Genomic DNA, 22,675 nt, shown 5'->3' with positions numbered 1-22,675 from the left:
TGAGGTGCTCCTTTGTGCAGGTGAATTGATGGGTGGTCAGAAGATGTGCGGGGCGGGTTCGCCGAGGCGGGCCGCGAGTTCCGCGACGGTCGGCGCCGCCAGCAGGTCGGCGATGCCCAAGCCGGCCTCGCCGGTGCCGAAGGCCTCGCGAATGCGGAGCACGAGGGTCATCGCCAGCAGCGAGTGGCCGCCGAGGTCGAAGAAGCCGTCGTCGACCGTGACCTCGGGCAGTCCGAGCACGTCGGCGAAGACGTCGCACAGCGTCTTCTCCGCCACGTCGCGCGGGGCGCGGCCCGTGCCGCCGGCGGCCATGTCGGCCGCGGTCGGCGCGGGGAGGGCCTTGCGGTCGAGCTTGCCGTTGACGGTCAGCGGCAGCGCGTCCAGCACCACGAAGGCCGACGGGGCCATGTACTCCGGCAGGGACCCGGCCAGGGAGCGCCGTACGGCGGCGGCATCGACGCCGTCCGCGGACGCGGGCACGAGGTAGGCGGCCAGCCGCTTGACGCCGGGGGTGTCCTCGCGGACCACCACGGCGGCCTGGGCGACCGGGGGCAGGGCGGTCAGGGCGTCCTCGATCTCCCCGGGTTCGACCCGGTAGCCCCGGATCTTCACCTGGTCGTCGGCCCGGCCCAGGAAGTCCAGCAGACCGTCCCGGCGCCACCGCACGACGTCACCCGTGCGGTACATGCGGGCGCCGGGCTCGCCGAACGCCGCGCCGAAGGGGTCGGCGAGGAAGCGGCCGGCGGTCAGCCCGGGGCGGCCGAGGTAGCCGCGCGCCAGGCCGACACCGGACACGTACAGCTCGCCGGGGACCCCGACGGGCACCGGGCACAGCCGCGCGTCGAGCACGTAGGCCCGGGTGTTCCAGATCGGGCGGCCGACGGTGGCCGTGTCGCTGTCGAGGGTGCCGCCGCCGAGGGTGTTGATGGTGTACTCGGTCGGGCCGTAGAGGTTGTAGCCCATGAGGCCGGGCGTCTCACGGAGCCGCTTCCAGAGCGACTCGGGGACGGCCTCGCCGCCGAGGAGGACGAGTACGGGACGGTGCCGTCCCTCGTCCAGCAGGCCGCACTCCGCGAGCGCCTGGGCGTACGACGGCGTGACGTTGATGACGTCCACGGCCTGCTCGGCGCAGTACGCAGCCAGGCCCTCGGCATCACGGCGCAGCGACTCGTCCAGGACATGCACTTCATGCCCCTCCACCAGCCACAGCAGTTCCTCCCACGACATGTCGAAGGAGAACGAGACCGTGTGCGCGATCCGCAGCCGACGGCCACCCGCGGATTCCACGACGGGGTTGAAGATCGCCTCGCGGTGGTTGAGGAGCATGTTGGTCAGGCCGCGGTAGGGGGTGACCACGCCCTTGGGGCGGCCGGTCGAACCGGACGTGAAGATGACGTACGCGGCGGCATCGAGGTCCACGCGTGCGCCCGCCGGGCCGTCGGAGAGGCCGGCCAGCTCGGCCACCACGGCGGGGTCGTCGAGCTCCACGCGCGGGACGCCGTCGACGTCCGGCATGCGGTCGCGCGCCGTGGAGTCGGTGAGCAGGACGACCGGCCGGGTCTCCCCGACCATGTAGGCCAGGCGATCCACCGGGTAGTCCAGCTCCAGCGGCAGATAAGCGGCCCCGGCCCGCAGGACCGCGAACAGCGCCGCCACCATCTCCAGCGAGCGCGGCAGGCCCAGCGCCACGACCCGGTCCGGGCCTGCGCCGCGGGCCAGCAGCAGCCGGGCGAAACGATTCACCCGCGCGTCCAGTTCGGCGAACGACCACACCCGGTCCCCCGCCACCAGTGCCACCGCCTCCGGCGTACGGGCGGCCTGCTCGGCCAGCAGGTCCGCGACCGAGGCGTCCGGCAGCTCGCGCGCCGTCTCCGCCCACTCCCCCAGCACCGCGCCCCGCTCCTCCCGCGTGAGCACGTCGAGGGAGCCGATGCGGCGGGCCGGGTCCTCGGCCACCTGGGCGAGGAGGGAGAGGAGGCGCTCGACGAGTGCCTCGGCGGTGGAGCGGTCGTACAGGTCGGCCGCGTACTCGAAGGCGATGTCGAGCTCGTCGGCGGAGGGCGTCTCCTCGAAGTTGAAGTCGAGTTCGAACTTCACTGCGCCCAGCTCGACGGGGAGGATGCGGCTCTCCAGCCCGAGGAGCCGGCGGGCCTCGCCGTCGCTGTTGCGGTACCCGAGCATCACCTGGAACAGCGGGTGGCGGCCGGGGACGCGCGGCGGGTTGACGGCCTCGACCAGGCTGTCGAAGGGCAGGTCCTGGTGGGCGAAGGCCGCCAGGTCGCGCTCCCGGACCCGGCCGAGGAGCTCGGTGAACGCGGGGTCGCCGGACAGGTCGTTGCGCAGCACGAGGGTGTTGACGAAGAACCCGACGAGCCCGTCGAGGGCGGCGTCCGCGCGGCCCGCGACCGGCGCGCCGAGGGGGATGTCGTCGCCCGCGCCGAGCCGGTGCAGCAGGGTGGCGACGGCCGCCTGCAGGACCATGAACGTCGTGGTGCCCGTGGCCGCGGCGGCGTCGCGCAGCCCGCGGTAGACGGCCGGCGGCACCTGGGCCCGTACGGTGCCGCCCCGCATCCCGGTCCCGGTCGCCGGTGTCCGCGTGCGGTCGGTGGGCAGGGCGAGCTCCTCCGGGAGGCCCGCCAGCGCCTGCTTCCAGTACGCCGCCTGCCGGCTGTGCAGGCTGTGCTCGTCCGCGGGGTCGCCCAGCAGGTCGCGCTGCCACAGCGTGTAGTCCGCGTACTGCACCGGCAGGGGCTGCCAGTCGGGTGCGCGGCCTTCCGCCCGGCTGGTGTACGCCGTGGTGATGTCGTCGACGAACGGCAGCATCGACCACTCGTCGCCGGCGATGTGGTGGAAGAGCAGCACCAGGACGTGGTCCGCGGGACCGGTCTCCAGCACGGTGACGCGCAGGGGCAGTTCGCGCGAGAGGTCGAAGCCGTGGCGGACGGCGGCCTCCACGTCGGCCTGCAGCGTCTCCTCCGTGGTGGCGGCGACGTGCAGCGCGGCGGCGGGGTCCGGCGCGTCGAGGACGCGCTGGACGACGTGGCCCTCGTGCTCGGCCACGACGGTGCGCAGGCTCTCGTGGCGGCCGGTCACGTCGGCCACGGCGTGCCGCAGCGCGTCCAGGTCGAGCGGGCCGCTCACGCGGACGACGAGCGGGACGTTGTAGGTGGCGCCCGAGCCGTCGAGGTTCTGCAGGAACCACATGCGGCGCTGGGCGTGCGAAAGGGGCAGCTCGGCGGGGCGCTCGCGGCGTTCGAGCGCGGGCCGCTCGTGGACCTCGCCGGCGGTGCGCTCGGCGAGTGCGGCCGGGGCCGGGGCCTCGAAGAGGTCACGGACGGCGAGGCCGGTGCCGAGGGCCGTGCGGATGCGGCTGACGAGGCGGGTGGCGAGCAGCGAGTGGCCGCCGAGGTCGAGGAAGTGGTCGTCGGGGCCGACGGGGCCGGTTCCGAGCACCTCGCCGAACAGCGCGCACAGCTGCTCCTCGCGGGGGTTCGCGGGCGCGCGGCCGGCTCCCGTCCCGGCGGGGTCCGGGGCGGGGAGGGCCTTGCGGTCGAGCTTGCCGTTGACGGTCAGCGGCAGCGCGTCCAGCACCACGAAGGCCGACGGGACCATGTATTCGGGCAGGGACCCGGCCAGGGAGCGCCGTACGGCGGCGGCATCGACGCCGTCCGCGGACGCGGGCACGAGGTAGGCGGCCAGCCGCTTGACGCCGGGGGTGTCCTCGCGGACCACCACGGCGGCCTGCGCGACCGACGGATGTCCCGTCAGCGCGTCCTCGATCTCGCCCGGTTCGACCCGGTAGCCCCGGATCTTCACCTGGTCGTCGGCCCGGCCCAGGAAGTCCAGCAGACCGTCCCGGCGCCACCGCACGACGTCACCCGTGCGGTACATCCGCCCGCCCGGCTCGCCGAACGGGTCCGCGACGAAGCGGCCCGCCGACAGGCCCGGCCGGTTCAGGTAGCCGCGCGCCAGGCCGACGCCGGACACGTACAGCTCGCCCGGAACGCCGACCGGGACCGGGCGCAGCCACGCGTCCAGGACGTGCGCGCGGGTGTTCCGGATGGGGCGGCCCACGGTCGCGGTGTCGCTGTCGAGGGTGCCGCCGCCGAGGGTGTTGATGGTGTACTCGGTCGGGCCGTAGAGGTTGTAGCCGATGAGCCCCGGCGTCTCCTTCAGGCGCGTCCACAGCGCCTCGGGGACGGCCTCGCCGCCGAGCAGCACGAGCACCGGGCGGTGCCGTCCCTCGTCCAGCAGCCCGCACTCCACGAGCGCCTGGGCGTACGACGGCGTCACGTTGATGACGTCCACGGCCTGCTCGGCGCAGTACGCAGCCAGGCCCTCGGCATCACGGCGCAGCGACTCGTCCAGGACATGCACTTCATGCCCCTCCACCAGCCACAGCAGCTCCTCCCACGACATGTCGAAGGAGAACGAGACCGTGTGCGCGATCCGCAGCCGACGGCCACCCGCGGATTCCACGACGGGGTTGAAGATCGCCTCGCGGTGGTTGAGCTGCATGTTGGTCAGGCCGCGGTACGGCGTGACGACACCCTTGGGACGGCCCGTCGAACCGGACGTGAAGATGACGTACGCGGCGGCGTCGAGATCCACCCGCGCGTTAACCGGCCCGCCGGGCAGGCCGGCCAGCTCGGCGGCGATCGCGGGGTCGTCCAGCTCCACCCGCGGGACGCCGTCGACGTCCGGCATGCGGTCGCGTACGGACGAGTCCGTGATGAGGACGACCGGTGCCGTCTCCCCCACCATGTAGGCCAGGCGATCCACCGGGTAGTCCAGCTCCAGCGGCAGATAAGCGGCCCCGGCCCGCAGGACCGCGAACAGCGCCGCCACCATCTCCAGCGAGCGCGGCAGGCCCAGCGCCACGACCCGGTCCGGGCCTGCGCCGCGGGCCAGGAACAGCCGGGCCAGGCGGTTGACCTGGGCGTCCAGTTCGGCGAACGTCCACCTGCGCTCGCCCGCCACCAGCGCCGGCGCGTCCGGCACGGACGCCGCCCGCTCCGCGAGCAGGTCCGCGACGGAGGCGTCCGGCAGCTCGCGCGCCGTCTCCGCCCACTCCCCCAGCACCGCGCCCCGCTCCGGCTCCGTCAGCACGTCGAGGCGGCGCACGAGGACGCCGGGGTCGGCGGTGATCTGTTCCAGGAGGGAGACGAGACGGCCCGCGTGCTCCTCGACCGTCGCGCGGTCGAAGGCGTCGGGGCGGAACTTCCATTCGAAGCCGAGCCGTTCGCCGGGGTTGGCCGCGAAGATCAGCGGGAAGTGGGTGGCGTCGACGTCGGTGACGTCGTCCACGCCGAGGGCCCGCCCGATGCGGTCGCGCTCGTCCTGGTCGACGGGCGTGTTGCGCAGGACCTGGAGCGTGTCGAAGAGCCGTCCCGCCCCGGCCGCGCGCTGGATGGCGCCCAGGCTGAGCTGGTGGTGCGGCAGGAGCGCCGCCTGCTCGCCCTGGAGGCGGGTCAGGTACGCGACGACCGTCTCGTTGCGGTCGAGCCGGGCCCGGACGGGGACGGTGTTGAGGAACATGCCGATGGTCCGGTCGATGCCCGCGAGCTCCGCCGGGCGGCCGGAGACGGTGGTGCCGAAGACGACGTCCTGCCGGCCCGTCAGGCCGGCGAGGAGCAGGCTCCAGACGCCCGAGAGGACGGTGTTGAGCGTCAGGCCGTGGGTCCGCGCGTAGCCGGTGAGGCGGGAGGTCAGACCGGCGGTCAGCTCCGTGACGTGCTGCTCGGGCAGCAGGGCGGCCCGCTCGCGGGCCTGCGGGGCGACGAGCGTGGGCTCGTCGACGCCCGCCAGGGTCGAGCGCCAGGCGTCCTCGCCGGCGGCGGTGTCCTGGGTGTGGAGCCAGGCGAGGAAGTCGCGGTAGGCCAGGGGCCGCTCCTCGTCCGGGCCCGGCTGCGGCAGGGCTCCGGTGGTCACCAGGGCGTGGCAGCAGGCCAGGAGCTCCTGGAGGAACAGGCCGGTGGACCAGCCGTCCCACAGCAGCATGTGGTGGGTGACGAGGACGTGCTGGCGGCCGTCGGGGGTGAGGACGGACGCCAGGCGCACCAGGGGCGGGGCGGCGAGGTCGAAGCGGGTGCGGACCTCGGCGTCCTGGAGGCGGCGCAGTTCGGCGCCGGCGGCCTCGGGCGTGAGGGCGCGCAGGTCGGTCTGGGTGACGGGGACCGCCGTCGTGGCCGGGATGAACTGGACGGGCCGGTCGAGTCCTTCGTGGAGGAAGCCGGCGCGCAGGTTGGGGTGCCGGTCGAGGACGGCGGTCACCGCGGTGCGCAGGACGTCCGCGGGTACGGGGCGGCGCAGGGTGACGACGTCGCGGGAGGTGTAGACGTCGAGGGCGTCCTCGTCGTAGAGGGCTTCGAAGAGCAGGCCCTGCTGGAGCGGGGAGAGCGGCCAGACGTCGGTGGCATCGGGGGCGGCTGCGCGGACGGCCGACAGGTCCTGCTCGGTGGGCGCGGGCAGTTCGGCGGCGGTCTCCGGGCCGGGGGTGTCGCCGGCGGGGGCGCGGCCGGCCCGCTCGGCCAGGGCGGCGGGGGTGCGTGCTTCGAAGACGTCGCGCGGGCTGAGGGCGAGGCCTGCGGTGCGGGCGGCGCCGACGAGGCGGAGGGAGACGATGCTGTCGCCACCGAGCCGGAAGAAGTCGTCGTGGACGCCGACGCCGGGCAGTTCGAGGACCTCGGCGAAGAGGGCGCACAGCGTGGCCTCGGCCGGAGTGGCCGGTGCGCGGTCGGCGGCGGGCGCGGCGGCTTCGGGGAGGTCGTCGGGCAGGGAGGCGCGGTCGAGCTTGCCGTTGACGCCGAGCGGGAGGGCGTCGAGGGTCATGAAGGCGGACGGGACCATGTACTCGGGCAGCCGGGCCGCGCACGCGGCGCGCAGCGCCTCGGGGTCCGGGGCGGCGCCGGGGGCGGGGACGACGTAGGCGATGACGTGCTGGGCGCCGGCGGGCGTGGTACGGACCAGGACGGCGGTGTGCCCGACGGCCGGATGGGCGGCGAGGACGGCCTCGATCTCGCCGAGTTCGATGCGGAACCCGCGGACCTTGACCTGGTCGTCGGTGCGGCCCAGGTACTCCACGGCGCCGTCCGCGCGGCGGCGGACGAGGTCGCCGGTGCGGTACATGCGCGCGCCACTGCCGGAGAAGGGGTCGGCCACGAAGCGTGAGGCGGTCAGGCCGGGGCGGTTGAGGTAGCCGCGGGCCAACTGGACACCGGCCAGGTACAGCTCACCGGGCACACCCACCGGTACGGGGCGCAGGGCCGCGTCCAGCACGTGCAGACGGGTGTTCCACACGGGCCGGCCGATGGGGACGACGGCGGAACCGGGTTCAGTTCGGTGGTACGTGACGTCGACAGCAGCTTCCGTCGGCCCGTACAGGTTGTGCAGCTCGATGTGCGGCCACAGTGCGGCGAACCGGTCCACGGCCGCGGGCGGCAGGGCCTCGCCGGAGCAGAAGACGCGACGGACGCCGGTGAATCCTGTACGGATCGTCTCGTCCTGCTCGGCAGCCGCCGTGAACGCGGTCAGCATGGACGGCACGAAATGAGCGGTCGTGATCCCGGAGCGAGCGGCCAGGTCCGCGAGGTAGTCCGGATCACGGTGCCCACCCGGCCGGGCGAGGACGACCGACGCGCCGCTGACCAGCGGCAGGAAGAACTCCCACACCGAGACGTCGAAGCTCGCCGGGGTCTTCTGCAGGATCCGGTCCCCAGGCTCGATCCCGTACGCCTCCCGCATCCAGTCCAGACGGTTGACGATCGCCTCGTGCGTGACGACAACACCCTTGGGGCGGCCGGTGGAACCGGAGGTGTAGATGACGTACGCGGCGTGCTGCGGGCCCGCGGCTTCGGGTACGGGCGCGGTGGCGGCGCGGGGGGCGTCGGCGAGGAGGACGGGAACGTCCAGGAGCCAGGACAGCCGGTCCCGCTCGGCCTCCACGGTCAGCACGCACACGGGTGCGGCGTCGTCGGCCATCCCGGAGAGGCGTTCAGCGGGGTGGTCGAGGTCCAGCGGCAGGTAGGCGGCACCGGACTTCAGGACGGCCAGCAGGGACACCATCAGCTCGGCCGAGCGCGGCACGGCCACGGCGACGATCCGGTCCGGGCCCGCGCCGGCCGCGGCCAGCTCGCCGGCCAGCGCACCCGCCTGCTCGTCGAGCTGACGGTAGGTCAGGGTGCGGTTCTCGTAGACCACCGCCGTCGCGTCCGGCGTGGCAGCGAGCCGCTCCGCGAACCGCGTGACGAGCGTGCCCCCGGCCACGGGGTGGTCCGTGGCGTTCCACTCGCCCGCCAGCGCCCGGCTCTCGTCCGGGAGCAGCAGGCCGAGGCGGGCCAGCGGGGTCTCGGGGTTCTCGGCGAACCGGGCGAGGAGGTGCAGGAAGCGGTCGGTGATGCGCTGGGCGGCCGCGCGGTCGAAGACGTCCGTGCGGTAGCCGAGCTCCAGGCGCAGGGTGCCGGCGCCGGGCAGGACGCGCATGGTCAGGGGGTAGTGGGTGGCGTCGCGGGCCCCGAGGCCGGTGACTTGCAGGCCGCCGGTGGCCGCGGCCGCGCCGAGGGTGGCGGAGACGTCGTCGCTGCCGGCGTAGTTCTCGACGACCAGCAGGGTGTCGAAGAGGGGGCCTTCGACGGGGGTCAGGCGCTGGACGGCGCCCAGGCCGAGGTGCTGGTGGTCCATCAGGGCGGCTTGCTCGGCCTGGACGGCCGCGGCGGTGGCGGCGAGCGTGGCGCCGTGCGCCAGGCGGACGCGGACCGGGAGGGTGTTGATGAACAGGCCGACCATGGTGTCGGCGCCGGGCAGGTCCGCGGGGCGGCCCGAGACGGTGGTGCCGCTGACGACGTCGGTGGCACCGGTGAGGGAGCCCACGAGGACGCCCCACAGCGTGTGGAGGACGTTGCCGAGCGTCAGGCCCCGGGCGCGGGCCGCGGCGGTGAGGGCGGCGGTGAGTTCCGGGCCGGCCTCGGCCTCCGTGTCCGCCGGTTCGGCCGCGGTGCCGAGGGCGGCTCCCGGGGCGACGGGGTGGGCCTCGGTGATGCCGTCGAGGGCGGCGGCCCAGGCGCGCCGGGCGGCGCCGGCGTCCCGGCCCGCGAGCAGTTCGAGGTGGTCGCGGTAGGGGCGGACGGGCGGCAGCGCGGCGAGGTCGCCGCGGGACCCGACGAGGGTGAGCAGCTCCCGCACGAGGATCGGCATGGACCAGCCGTCGAGGAGCAGGTGGTGGCAGGTGACGACGAGCCGGGCGGTGTCCGGGCCGAGGCGCAGCAGGGTCAGCCGCAGCAGCGGCGGTTCGGCGAGGTCGAAGCGGTGGTGCCAGTCCTCGTCCATCGCGGCGCGGACGGCCTCGTCGCGGGCCGCCGGGTCGGCGGCGAGCGCCGTGAGGTCGAGTTCGCGCAGGGGGGTGTCGACGTGGCGCTGGACGAACTGGACGGGGTCCTCGCCGTCGTCGTACCAGAACCCGGCGCGCAGGTTGGCGTGGCGGCGCAGCAGGGCACCGGTCGCGGCGGCGAGGTCGGCCGTGGCGAGGGGGCCGGTGAGGTCGAGGTGGGACTGGACGACGTAGACGTCGCGGGAGCCGTCGTCGTAGACGGCGTGGAAGAGCAGGCCCTCCTGGAGGGAGGACAGGGGGTAGACGTCCTCGAGCGCGGATCCGGCGCCGGGGTCGTCTGCCGGGGTCAGGTCGGTGGTGTCGGTCATGGTGGCGCTCTCGGTCGAGGAGTGGGCGGCGGGGCCGGGGGCGGGGAGGCCGTGGACGGGGCGGTCGCGGGCCGGGCTCTCGTGGGCGGCGCGGCCGGTGCCGGGGCGGTCGCCGACCGGCCCGTCGTGGGCGGTGCGGCCGGGGGCCGGGCCCCCGTGAGCCGTGCTGTCGTCGGACGTGCCGGCGGCGTCGGCCGGGTGACGGGACGTCATCGGCGCCTGCGCAGGCGGGATTCCAGGCGGTCGATGCGGGCCTGGCCGAGGGAGACGAGGCGTACGTCGGAGGGTGTGATGCCGCCGGCGTCGGGTGCGGCCGCGTGCCGGGCGAGCGCGTCGAGGGCGTCGAACCAGCGCGTGGCCAGGGCGGCAACCTGCTCCTCGGTGAACAGGGCCTGCGGCCAGCTCCATTCGACGGCCAGTTCGGGCCGCCCGGTGGCGCCGGAGCGGATGACGGCGTCGATCTCCAGCGGGTACGGGGCGGGCATGGCGGCGTCGGGGGCGGCGCCTTCGGCGACGGCGGCCCGTTCCGCGTCCGGGGCGAAGGACCAGTGGCGGCCGCCTGCCGTGGCGGCGCCGTGGTCGGTGCGGCCGCGGTAGTTGAACAGCAGCTGCGAGCCGGGGAGGGCGGCCAGGGCGGGTGCGGTCTGCGCGTTGAGGTGGCGCAGGAGGCCGTGTCCGAGACCGCGGTCGGGGGCGGCCCGGAGCTGTTCCTTGACCTGCTTGAGGGCCGCCCCGGCCTGCCCGCCGCCGGCCAGGGCGTCGGCGAGGTCCATGCCGCTGACGTCCAGGCGGACGGGGTGGACGGTGGTGAACCAGCCGACGGTGCGCGACAGGTCCGGCGCGAGGCCGCCCGTGTCGCTGCCGCCGCGCCCGTGGCCCTCCAGGTCGATCTGCAGGGCACCGGTGTGCGCGGCGGGCAGGGCGGGGTCGGCGGTGCGGCGGACGTCGGCGGCGGCCAGGGCCAGCCCGGCCAGCAGGACGTCGTCGACGCCGGCGGAGAAGGCCTGCGGCACGGCGGTCAGCAGGGGTTCGGTGCGGTCGGCGGACAGGGTCATCCGCAGGGTGCGCAGGGTCGCCGTGGTGTCGCGGTGCGGGTCGGCGGCGGTGCGGGAGAGCGGGGCCTGCGGCCCGGCGAGTGCGGTGCGCCAGTAGGCGGCTTCGGCGGTACGGGCACGGGTGTGGGCGTGCTGCAGCAACTGCACGACCCAGGAGCGCAGTCCGGTCGCCTCGGGTTCGAGGGCGGGTGCGCGGCCCGCGGCGCGGGCGGCGTAGGCGTCGGCGAGCTCCGGGACGAGGACGCGCCAGGATACGCCGTCGACGGCCAGGTGGTGGACGGTGAGCAGCAGCCGTCCGTCGGCGCCGGGGCCCGCGTCGCACCACAGGGCACGCAGGACGGTGCCGTGGTCCGGGTCGAGGGCGGCGGCGGAGGCGTCGGCCTCCTTGGTGAGCAGGTCGTTGAGGGCGGTCGCGGCCAGGCCGGTGATGTCGGCGCGGCGCAGGGTCGCCGGGTCGGTGACGGCGGGGGCCTCGGCGGCGGGCAGGATCTCCTGGGTCCACAGGCCGCCGGTCCGGTCCAGGCGGAGCCGCAGGGCGGGGTGGTTGCGGGCGAGGTCGGCGAGGGCCTCGCGGAGCGGCTCGGGCCGCAGTCCGGCGGGGACGGTGAGGAGGACCGACTGGTTGAACCGGTCGACGGGGCCGCCGCGTTCGCGCAGCCAGTGCACGACGGGCAGCAGCGGCAGCTCGCCGTCCTCACCGGCCGCGGGTACGGGTGATGCCTCGGCGGGTTCCTGGTCTTCGACGCGGCCCGCGGCGGCCAGGGCGGCCGGTGTGGGGTGCTGGAAGACGTCCTTGGCGGCGATGGTGAACCCGGCCTTGCGGGCGGTGCTGACGAGCTGGATGGAGACGATGCTGTCGCCGCCCAGGACGAAGAAGTTGTCGTCCTCGCCGACATCCGGGAGCCCGAGGATCTCGGCGAAGACGGCAGCCATCGCGGCGGCCGGGCTGTCCCTCCGGTCCGGGGCGGGTGCGGCGGGGCGGGCGGCGGCGCGGGCCGGCTCGGGGAGCGCCTTGCGGTCGAGCTTGCCGTTGACGCTCAACGGCAGCGCGTCCAGCAGGGTGACGGCGGCGGGCACCATGTGCTCGGGCAGCCGCCCGGCCAGGGCCTCGCGCAGCTCCTGCGCGCCGGGGGCGGCGCCCGCGGCGGGGACGGCGTAGGCGACGAGCTGCGGGGCACCGCCGGGCGCGAGCGGGCGGGCGGTGACGGCGGCCTGGGCCACGCCGGGCAGGGCGGTCAGCGCGGCCTCGATCTCGCCGAGTTCGATGCGGAACCCGCGGACCTTGACCTGGTCGTCGGTGCGGCCCAGGTACTCGACCGCGCCGTCCGCGCGGCGGCGGACGAGGTCGCCGGTGCGGTACATGCGCGCGCCACTGCCGGAGAAGGGGTCGGCCACGAACCGCGAGGCGGTCAGTCCGGGGCGGTTGAGGTAGCCGCGGGCCAACTGGACACCGGCCAGGTACAGCTCACCGGGCACACCCACCGGCGCGGGACGCAGGGCCGCGTCCAGCACGTACAGGCGCGTGTTCCACACGGGCCGGCCGATCGGCACGACACCGGCACCGGGCTCGGTGCGGTGGTACGTGACATCGACGGCGGCCTCCGTCGGTCCGTACAGGTTGTGCAGCTCGATGTGCGGCCACAGCGCGGCGAACCGGTCCACGGCCGCGGCAGGGAGTGCCTCACCGGAGCAGAAGACACGGCGGACGCCGGCGAAACCCGTACGGATCGCCTCGTCCTGCTCGGCAGCCGCCGTGAACGCGGTGAGCATGGACGGCACGAAATGCGCGGTCGTGATCCCGGAGCGAGCGGCCAGGTCCGCGAGGTAGTCCGGATCACGGTGCCCACCCGGCCGCGCGAGGACGACCGCCGCACCGCTGACCAGCGGCAGGAAGAACTCCCACACCGAGACGTCGAAACTGGCCGGGGTCTTCTGCAGGACCCGGTCCGCAGGCTCGATCCCGTACGCCTCCCGCATCCAGTCCAGACGATTGACGATCGCCTCATGCGTGACCACCACGCCCTTCGGGCGACCCGTGGAACCCGAGGTGTAGATGACGTACGCGGCGTGGCCGGGCCCGGCCGCAGGCAGCGGAGCAGGGGCCTGCGAGGCGGGTCCCGTCACCTCGTCCACAAGGACCACCGGGACTCCCCCCGTCGCCGGGAGGCGTCCCGCCTCGGCCGCGACCGTGACCACGCACACCGGCGCCGCGTCCTCGATCATGTACGCGAGCCGCTCGGCCGGGTAGTCGAGGTCCAGCGGCAGGTAGGCCGCGCCGGACTTCAGGACGCCGAGGAGGGCGGTCATGAGCTCGGCCGAGCGCGGCACGGCCACGGCCACGACGCGGTCCGGTCCCGCGCCGGCGGCGGCCAGCGCGCGGGCCAGGCGGCCGGCGAGGTCGTCGAGTTCGCGGTAGGTGAGGGCACGGCCCTCGAAGACGACGGCGGTGGCGTCCGGCGTGGCGGCCAGGTGCTCGGCGAACCGGGTGACGAGCGTGCCGGCCGGCACCGCGCGCCCGGTGGCGTTCCACTCCCCCGCCAGGGCCCGGCTCTCACCGGGGCTCATCACCTCGATGCGGTCCAAGGCCCGGCCGGGTGCGGCGAGGGCCTGGTCGAGCACGTGCAGCAGCCGGTCGGCGAGCAGTTCGGCGGTGCCGCGGTCGTACAGGTCCGCGGCGTGGATGACCGTGAGGTCGGTGTGCGTGCCGTCGGCGGACTCCACGAAGGTGAGGGCGAGGTCGAAGCGGGCGGCGTGCAGCGGGTCGGGCAGGAGTGCGGTGCGGGCGCCGAGCAGGGCGTCCAGGCCCGCGGCCTCCTTGCGGTGCTGGACCATCACCTGGAACAGCGGGTGGCGGCCGAGCGAGCGCTCGGGGCTCACGATCTCGACGAGGCGGTCGAAGGGCAGGTCCTGGTGGGCGAGCGCGCCGAGGACGGTCTCCCGGGCCCGCCCCACCAGCCGGTCGAAAGTGAGCGCGGCGCCGTCCTCGGGAGCGCTCAGGTCATGGCGCAGGACCAGGGTGTTGACGAAGAAGCCGACGACGTTCTCGACGGCCTCGTCGGAGCGGCCGGCGACCGGCGTGCCGAGGGCCACGTCGTCCGTGCCGGCGAGGGCGCCGAGCAGGAGGGCGCTCGCCGCCTGGGTGACCATGAAGGGGGTGGCGCCGGTGCGGTGCGCGTAGTCGCGCAGGGCGTCGTGCAGGGAGCCGGGCAGGCGCAGGCGGACGGCGCCGCCGCGGCCGCTCGGCTCGGCCGGGCGGGGCCGGTCGGCGGGCAGGTGCAGCTCGTCGGGCAGGCCGGCGAGGCGCTCGGTCCAGTACGCGGTGAGCCGGTCGCCGACGGCGGGGTCGCCGAGCATGTCGCGCTGCCAGAGGGTGTGGTCGGCGAACTGCAGGGGCAGCGGGGCCCATGCGGGCGCCTCGCCGCGGCGGCGGGCCGCGTAGGCGGTGTCGAGGTCGCGCAGAAGTACTCCTTCGGACCACTCGTCGCCGGCGATGTGGTGCAGGGCGACGCACAGGACGTGGGTGCCGGGGCCGCTGCTCAGGAGCGTGGCGCGGACGGGTGGTTCGGCGGCGAGGTCGAAGGCGTACGCACCGGCCCCGGCGACGGCATCGTCGAGCTGTTCCGGCGTCACTTCCCTTACGGAGAGGGGCGCATGGGCGTCTTCGGGGGCGAGGACCTTCTGGTACGGGCGGCCGTCGGTGTCGGGGAAGACCGTGCGCAGGGCCTCGTGGCGGGCGACGACGTCGGCGAAGGCGGTGCGCAGGGCCCCGGTGTCGACGGTGCCGTCGATGCGCAGCGAGCAGGGGATGGTGTAGGCGATGGAGGGGCCTTCGAGGTGGTGGAGGAACCACAGGCGGGCCTGTGCGGGTGACAGCGGCAGCTCCTGCGGAGTCTGCGGGCGCGGGCGGGCGGTGGGGCCGGAGCGGCCGGGGCCGGTGTGCCGGAGCCGTCGGGCGAGGGCGGCCGGGGTGCGGGCCTCGAACAGGTCGCGCACCGTGAGGTCGGCCTGGAGGGCGGTGCGGATGCGGCCGGTGAGGCGGGTGGCGAGCAGGGAGTGGCCGCCGAGGGCGAAGAAGTCGTCGTCGGCGCCGACGGCGGGCAGGCCGAGGACGGCGGCGAAGGCGCCGCACACCAGGGCTTCGCGCTCGTCGCGCGGGGTGCGTCCGCCGGGGGCGGCGAAGTCGGCGGCGCCAGGCTCGGGGAGGGCCTGCCGGTCGAGCTTGCCGTTGACGTTGAGGGGCAGGGCGCCGAGGACGACGACGGCGGACGGGACCATGTACTCGGGCAGGTGCGCGGCGAGCGCGGCCCGCAGCGCGGCGGGGTCGGCGGCCGCGCCCGGGGCGGGGACGGCGTAGGCGACGAGGCGCTTGACGCCCGTGCCGGTCGCGCGGGCCAGGACGGCGGCCGCGGAGACGGTCTCCAGGGCGGTGAGGGCCGCCTCGACCTCGCCGGTCTCGACGCGGAAACCGCGGATCTTGACCTGGTCGTCGTCGCGGCCGAGGTAGTCCAGGGTGCCGTCGGCGCGCCACCGGACGACGTCGCCGGTGCGGTACATGCGCTCGCCGCTGCCGGAGAACGGGTCGGCGACGAAGCGGGAGGCGGTCAGGGCGGGCCGGTTGCCGTAGCCGCGGGCCAGGCCGGGGCCGGCGATGTACAGCTCGCCGGGCACGCCGGCGGGTACGGGCCGCAGGCGGGCGTCGAGGACGTGGACGCGGGTGTTGGCGATGGGCCGGCCCACGGACGGGGCAGGGCTGTCGTCGAGGGCCGCGCCGAGGGTGTCGACGGTGTATTCGGTGGGGCCGTAGAAGTTGTGGCCGATGACGCCGCCGGTCTCGCGGATCCGCGTCCAGAGGGCGTCGTCGACGGCTTCGCCGCCGAGGAGGAAGAGGACGGGGCGGTGGCCGTCGCCGCTCTCGTCCAGCAGGCCGCATTCGACGAGCTGGCGGCCGAAGGACGGGGTGACGTCGAGGGTGTCGATGCGGTCGGCGCGCAGCCGGGCCGCCAGGGCCTGCGGGTCGCGGCGCAGCTCCTCGTCGTAGACGTGGAGTTCGTGGCCGCAGATGAGCCACAGGAGCTGTTCCCAGGAGGAGTCGAAGGAGAACGAGGCGGTGTGCGCGGCGCGCAGGCGGCGGCCGCCGGCGGCTTCGACGGCGCGGGCGAAGACGGTGGAGCGGTGGTGGTCGAGCATGTTGACCAGGCCGCGGTGGGGCACCTGGACGCCCTTGGGGCGGCCGGTGGAGCCGGAGGTGAAGATGACGTAGGCGAGGTCGCCGGGGGCGGGCCGCGCCGGCGTGATGCCCGCCGTGTCGTCCGCGGGGTCCTCCGCGTACAGCGTCGTGAAGCCGCCGCCGGTCAGGGCGGGCAGGCGTGCGGCGGTCGGGCGGGTCGTCAGGACCGCGAGGGGGGCGGCGTCCTCCAGCATCAGGGTGACGCGCTCGGCCGGGTGGTCGAGGTCCACGGGCAGGTAGGCGGCGCCGGCCTTCAGGGTGCCGAGGACGGCGGCGACGAGGTCGGCCGAGCGGGGCAGGGCCAGGGCCACGACCGTGTCCGGGCCCGCGCCGAGGGCGGCGAGGCGGCGGGCGAACACGCCGGCGCGGGCGTCGAGTCCGGCGTAGCTCCAGCGCGTGTCGCCGCAGACGACGGCGGTCTCGTCGGGGGTCGCGGCGGCCTGGGCCTCGAAGGCGTCGACGACGGTGCCTCCGGGCACGTCGCGCGCGGTGGCGTTCCAGGTGTGCAGGAGGGTGTGCCGCTCGGCCGGGGCGAGGACGTCGAGGGACCCGATGGTGTCCTCGGGGCGGGCGGCCATGGCGGCGAGCAGGCGCAGCAGGCGGTGGCCGAGGTCGGCGGCCCGGTCGGCGGTGAAGGTGTCGGGGCGGTATTCGACGGTGATGCGCGGCGCGTCGCCGGGGAGGGTGAGGACGGTCAGGGGGTAGTGGGTGGCGCCGCGGTTGCCGATGCCGGTGACGCGCAGGCGGCCGGGGCGGCCCGCGGGGTCGGGGGCGGTGAGCTCGTCGGGGTCGACGGGGTAGTTCTCGAAGACGAGGAGGGTGTCGAAGAGGGTGCCGAGCCCGGCCCGGGCCTGGATGCCGGCGAGGCCCGCGTACTGGTGGTCGAGGAGCTGCGCCTGCTGTTCCTGGAGGCGGGCCAGTGCGGCGGCGACGGTCTCGTCCTCGTCCAGGGCGAAGCGGACGGGGACGGTGTTGCTGAACAGGCCGACGATCGACTCGACGCCGGGCACGTCGGCGGGGCGGCCGGAGACGGTCGCGCCGAAGACGACGTCCGTGCGGCCGGTGAGGCGGCTCAGCAGGACGGCCCAGGCGCCCTGCACGAGGGTGTTGAGGGTCAGGCCGTGGCTGCGGGCGAGCCCGGTCAGGGCGGTGACGGTGTCCGCGGGCAGCGGCAGGTCCACCTCGCCGGCGCGGGCGCCCGTTACGGCCGTGGCCTCGTGGGCGAGGGTCCCGGCGAGCAGGGTGGGTGCCGTCAGGCCGTCCAGGGCGGCGGCCCAGGCGGCGGCGTGCGCCGTCTCGTCCTGGCGGGCCAGCCAGGCGAGGTGGTCGGCGTACGAGGCGGCGGGCGGCAGGGCGGAGGCGTCGCCGCCGGCCGCGTACGCGCTGATGATCTCGCGCAGCACGACGGGCGTGGACCAGCCGTCCATCACGATGTGATGGCGGGTCAGGACGAGGCGGTGCCGCTCGTCGCCCAGGCGCAGCAGGGCGCAGCGCAGGAGGGGCGGCCGGGTGAGGTCGAAGGGCGCGGTGGCCTCGGCGGTCTCGGCGGCGTCGACGGCCGCGTCGAGGGCGTCGGCCGGGGTGCCGGTGAGGTCGTGCACGGTCCAGGGGACGCCGGCCCGGCCGGCGATCGTCTGCAGGGGGCGGTCGGTGCTCGTGTGGTCGAAGCCGGCGCGCAGGGCGGGGTGGCGGGCCACGACGGCGTCGACGGCGCGGCGCAGGGCGGCCTCGTCGAGCGGGCCGGTGAGGTCCAGGCCGGTGACGGACGTGTACGGGTCGTCGGCGGCGGTCTCGTAGAGGGAGTGGAAGAGGAGCCCGTCCTGGAGCGGGGAGAGCGGCAGGACGTCCTCGGTGCCGGGGCGGGCGGCCTGGAGGCGGTCGAGGGCGGCCTGGCCGAGGCCGGCGAGCGGCACGTCGGAGGGGGTGAGCCCGCCGGCTCCGGGGCGCGCGGCGTGGGCGGTCAGGGTGTCGAGGGCGCGGAACCAGCGGTCCGCGACGTCGCGCACGGCGTCTTCGGTGAGGACGCCCTCCGGCCAGGTCAGGACGGCGGTGAGCTCGGGGCCCGCGGGCCGGTCGTGGACGAACGCGCCGATCTCCAGGGCGTGGAGGGCGGGCATGGCGGGGTCCGCGGTCGCCGCGATCGCGTCACCGGCGGCGCTCCAGAGGCTGTCGTCGGACGTGAACCGGCCGAGGTAGTTGAAGAGCAGCTGCGGGGCGGGGGCTGCCGCGAGCTCGGCGCGCGCCTCGGGGTCGAGGTGGCGCAGCAGGCCGTAGCCGGTGCCGTCGTCGGGCAGCGACCGCAGCTGCTCCTTGACGAGCGCGAGGGCCCGCACCGGGTCGTCGCCGATGGCTTCGAGGTCAAGCCGTACGGGGAACTCGCTGGTGAGCCAGCCGACGGTGCGGGACGTGTCGGCGCCGGGCACGAGGTGGTCCTGGCGGCCGTGGCCCTCCATGCGGATCAGCAGGTCGCGCCGGCGGCCCGCGAAGGCGAGGGCGAGCCCGGTGAGCAGCACGTGGTCGACGCCCGCGCGCCGGGTGGCCGGCACGCGGTCGAGGAGCGGCGCGGTGCGCTCGGCGGACAGGGTGAGGCGGAGGGTGCGGCTCGTGCCGGCGGTGTCCCGGGCCGGGTCGACGGCCCGCTCCCCGAGCAGGGCCCCCGCCCCCGGGGCGAGGACCTCCCGCCAGAGCGGCAGCTGGGCGCGCACCGCGTCGCCGGTGGCGGCGGCGTGGAGGCCGCGGGCCCAGCGGCGCAGCGGGGTGCTCGCGGGGGCGAGCTCGCGGCCTTCGTAGGCGGCGCGCAGGTCGGGCAGCAGGATGCGCCACGAGACGCCGTCGACGGCGAGGTGGTGCACGGCGAGCACGAGGCGTCCGGGCCGGTCCGGACCGAGGTCGCACCAGGTGGCGGCGAGGACGCCCCCGGCAGCGGGATCGAGCCGTCCGGCGGCGGCGTCGCGCTCGCGTGCGACGGCGGCGTCGATGCCGTCGGCGGGCGTACGGGTGAGGTCGGCGCGGCGGAGGACGACGGCGGGGACGGAGGCGGCGGGGAGAATCTCGGTGCCCCAGTCCCCGGCGCCCGGGGCACTGTCGAAGCCGCCGTAGCCACCGGAGTCGGTGCCCTCCGCGGTGAGCGGGGCGGGCTGCGGGGCGGCGACGGTCCGGCATCGGCGGCCCCCGGCGCCCGGGGCGCCGCTGAAGCCGCCGTAGCCTCCGGAGCCCCGGTTCCCGGCGGCGGGTGCTCCTTCGCCGCCGGCGAAGGGCGACGAGCCGTCGGGGCGGTCGCCCCGGTTCTCGCCCTCGGCGCCCCAGGCGCCTGCCGCGCCGCCCCGTATCAGCCGCAGCCGCAGCGCGTCATGATGCCGTGTCAGGGCAGCGAGGGCCGCCGTGAGACGCTCCGGGGCGAGGTCGGCCGGGACCGTGACGGCCGTCGTCTGGGCGAAGGTGCGGATCGGGCCGCCGCGTTCGCGGAGCCATTCCGTGATGGGCGTGGGCGGCAGCAGGCCCTCCGCGTCCTCGCGGAGGTCGGCGGCGGCAGCGCCGCCGAGGCGTTCGGCGACGGCCGCCACCGCGGCGATCGTCTTGCGCTCGAAGACCACGCGGGGCGTGATCCCCCAGCCGGCCTGGCGGGCGCGGCTGCCGAGCTGGATGGCGGAGATGCTGTCGCCGCCGAGGGAGAAGAAGTTGTCGTCGGGGCCGGCGGCGTCCAGGCCGAGGATGTCGGCGACGAGCGCGGCGAGCACCCGCTCGGCCTCCGTGCGGGGCTCCCGCGAGGCCGTGGCCGCCGCGGGGGCGGGCTCGGGCAGGGCCTTGCGGTCGAGCTTGCCGTTGAGGCCCAGCGGCAGGGTGTCCAGGAGCACGACCGCGGGCGGGACCATGTGCTCGGGCAGCGTCGCGGCCAGCCCGGTGCGCAGCGCCTCGGCGTCGAGCGCGGCGCCCGCGGCGGGGACGGCGTAGCCGACGAGGCGGCGCGGCCCGCCGGGTGCGGTCTCGCGGGCGGTGACGGCGGCCTGCGCGACGCCGGGCAGGGCTTCCAGCGCGGCTTCGATCTCGCCGAGTTCGATGCGGAAGCCGCGCACCTTGACCTGGTCGTCGGTGCGGCCGAGGTATTCGACGACGCCGCCGGGCGCCCACCGGACGAGGTCACCGGTGCGGTACATGCGCGCACCGTCGCCGTCGTGGGGCGCGGCGACGAAGCGGGAGGCGGTCAGGCCGGGGCGGCCGAGGTAGCCGCGGGCCAGCTGGTCGCCGGCCAGGTACAGCTCGCCCGGCACGCCCACCGGCACCGGCCGCAGCGCGGCGTCCAGCACGTACAGGCGCGTGTTCCACACCGGCCGTCCGATCGGCACGAGGCCGGAGCCGGGCTCGGTCCGGTGGTACGTGACGTCGACGGCGGCCTCGGTCGGCCCGTACAGGTTGTGCAGGGGCACGGCCGGCAGCGCCGCGTACCAGCGGTCGACGACGTCGCCGGGCAGGGCCTCGCCGGAGCAGAAGACCCGCCGCAGCCCGGCGCAGGCCTCGGCGGCCGTGGGTTCCTCCAGGAAGGCGCGGAGCATGGACGGCACGAAGTGGAGGGTGGTGACGCGCTGTTCGGCGACGAGCCGGGCCAGGTAGGCGGCGTCCTTGTGGCCTTCGGGGCGGGCGAGGACGACGGTGGCGCCCTCGCACAGCGCCCAGAAGAACTCCCAGACGGAGACGTCGAAGCTGGCGGGCGTCTTCTGCAGGACGCGGTCGTCCGGGCGCAGCCGGTAGGCGTGCTGCATCCAGGCGAGGCGGTTGACGATGGCCCGGTGGGTGACGACGACGCCCTTGGGGCGGCCGGTGGAGCCGGAGGTGAAGATGACGTAGGCGGGGTCGTCGGGGGCGGGGGCGGCGGCCTCGGTGCCGGCGGGGTCGCCGGTCGCGCCGTCCAGCAGCAAGGCGGCGTCGCGGGCGGCTCGCGGCAGGCGGTCGAGGACGGCGGGCACGGTGACGACCCGTACCGGGGCCGCGTCCTCGACCATGCCGGCGCGCCGCTCGGCCCGGTATCCGGTGTCCAGCGGCAGGTAGGCGGCGCCGGACTTGAGGACGCCGAGGAGGGCGACCATGAGCTCGGCGGAGCGCGGCACGGCGACGGCCACGACGGTGTCCCGGCCCGCGCCGGCGGCGGTGAGCGTACGGGCCAGCGCGCCGGCCCGCGCGTCGAGTTCGCGGTAGGTGAGGCGCTCGTCCTCGAAGACGACGGCGGTGGCGTCCGGGGTGGCCGCGGCCCGTTCGGCGATGAGGGCGGGGAGGGTGGCGGGGGCGACGTCGCGGCCCGTGGCGTTCCAGGTGCGCAGGACGTCCTCGTGCTCGCCGTCGGCGAGGAGCTGCGCCTGGTCGAGGGTGAGCTCCGGGTCGGCGGCGAGCCGCCCCATGAGGTCGGTGCACCGCTCGGCGTGCGCGGCGAGCGCGGCGGCGTCGTAGAGGGCGGGGTTGGCGTCGAATTCGAGGTGGAGGACGTCGTCGGGGCTCTTGCTGACCGACACGGACAGGTCCTCGACGGGCCCGGAGGCGAGGTTGACGGTGTGTCCGGGGACACCGGCGAAGTCGAGGTCGAGGTCGAAGGGCTTGAGGTTGAGCATCGGCCCGTGGAGCCGGTCGTCGCTGCCGACGAGGCCGAGGTCGCGCCGGATGTCCTCGCCGCGGTAGTGCTGGTGGCGGCGGGCGTCCTTGAGTTCGCCGGCGGCGCGCCGGACGAGGTCCGGGAAGGTGTCGGTGCCCTGGACGGGGAGGCGGACGGGCAACACGTTGACGGCCATGCCGGGGACGCGCATGGTGCCGGGCGCGCTGCGGGCCATGAAGTGCATGCCGAGGACGGCGTCGGTGGTGCCGGTCATGCGGTGCAGGTAGCCGGCGACGGCGGCGGTGGCGGCTTCGGCCCAGGTGCAGCGGACGGCGGCCGCGCGGGCCAGGACGGCGGCGGAGCGCTCGGCGCCGAGGCTCGTGCGGTGCCGCAGGGAGGTCCGGGAGGCCTGCGCGGTCTGCTCGGTCAGGCCGGTGACACGGGGGCGGCCGATGTGCCGTGCGGTCCAGTAGGCGCGGTCGGCGCCGGGCTTGCCGGAAGCGAGGTACGCGGCGTCGGCGTCGGCCAGCAGGGCCGCGGGTTCGAACGGCGAGGCGGGCACGTCCTCGCCGCGGACGAGGGCGGTGTAGACGGCGGCGACGCGGCGGGTGAAGAGGGCGACGCTGTAGCCGTCGACGACGAGGTGGTGGAAGTACTGGAACCACAGGTGGTGGCCGGGGGCGACGGTGACCAGCAGGGATCCGGTCAGGGCCGGGGCCGCGCCGGAGCCGTCGGTGGGCTCCAGGCGCGGCGGGCAGGCGAGCTGGTCGCGGACGAGGGCGACGGCGGCGTCGACCGGCGACGCCGCGCCGGTGGTGTCGAGCCGGGGCAGGTGCCACGCCGCGGCGTCGAAGGGCACCGGCCGGAGCACGGTGCGGCCGTCGTGCTCGGCGAGGCGGACGTGCAGGCCGTCGGCCTCGGCGAGGGTGCGGCGCAGGGCCTCCTCCAGGGCGGCGACGTCGACCGCGCCCCGGAGCTCCACGTACTGGCCGACGTTGTAGCTGGGGTTGCCGGGATCGATCCGCTGCGCCGCCAGCACTCCCTCCTGGGCTCGCGTGAGCTCCAGGATCCGTCCTGCGTCGCTGGTCACCTCTGACATGCCGGCCTTCCGGGTCGTTCGTG

The 22,675-nt window shown here is 75.8% G+C and carries 2 protein-coding genes; both read right to left on the bottom strand.

Annotated features, from left to right (window positions below):
* Positions 1-36 precede the first annotated feature (36 nt).
* Complete coding sequence (locus ACOTKD_RS13410; RefSeq protein WP_424889142.1) at positions 37-9,906, bottom strand: amino acid adenylation domain-containing protein; 9,870 nt, start codon at positions 9,904-9,906, stop codon at positions 37-39.
* On the bottom strand, positions 9,903-22,652 hold the full coding sequence (locus tag ACOTKD_RS13405) for an amino acid adenylation domain-containing protein (RefSeq protein ID WP_424889141.1): 12,750 nt from the start codon (positions 22,650-22,652) through the stop codon (positions 9,903-9,905). Before ACOTKD_RS13405 ends, ACOTKD_RS13410 begins: the two co-directional genes overlap by 4 nt.
* Positions 22,653-22,675 lie beyond the last annotated feature (23 nt).

This window comes from Streptomyces sp. XH2 (assembly GCF_049725035.1).
GTDB lineage: Bacteria > Actinomycetota > Actinomycetes > Streptomycetales > Streptomycetaceae > Streptomyces > Streptomyces roseoverticillatus.
The sequence above is the reverse complement of the archived record's forward strand: the minus strand, read 5'-3'. Positions and strand labels throughout refer to the sequence as shown.

What these genes read in the sequence shown, in the direction of transcription:
- ACOTKD_RS13410 (WP_424889142.1), bottom strand. Translation starts at nt 9,906, where the DNA reads ATGACGTCCCGTCACCCGGCCGACGCCGCCGGCACGTCCGACGACAGC.
- ACOTKD_RS13405 (WP_424889141.1), bottom strand. Translation starts at nt 22,652, where the DNA reads ATGTCAGAGGTGACCAGCGACGCAGGACGGATCCTGGAGCTCACGCGA.